Below are 232 nucleotides of genomic sequence, written 5' to 3' on the forward strand. Positions count from 1 at the left end.
TCGGCGATCATCTGGGGCTTCGGCTCGAACTCTTCGAACCCTCATCTTTCCGGGCGCGGCAAGATCGGCGTTCTCGTCTCATGCGGAGCGGCCGTGATCTGCGGTGCGAGCGTGACTCTCATCAACTTCTTCTGGGACGTCGGCCAGCAGGTCTGAGTCCGGCGACCAGGAGAAGGAGACGCGTCATGGCGCTGTGCGACATTCCCGTCATCTCGAACGTGTGTGACTCCGT

At 61.6% G+C, this 232-nt stretch carries 1 protein-coding gene; it reads left to right on the forward strand.

Translation table 11 applies throughout. The features are described from left to right. A partial coding sequence (locus tag SB754_RS23205) for a DUF6112 family protein (RefSeq protein ID WP_410784590.1) occupies positions 1–156 on the forward strand: 156 nt, incomplete at its 5' end. Between the last annotated feature and the right edge of the window lie 76 nt (positions 157–232).

Origin of the sequence: Leifsonia sp. SIMBA_070 (genome assembly GCF_046534635.1) — a bacterium.
Taxonomy (GTDB): Bacteria; Actinomycetota; Actinomycetes; order Actinomycetales; family Microbacteriaceae; genus Leifsonia.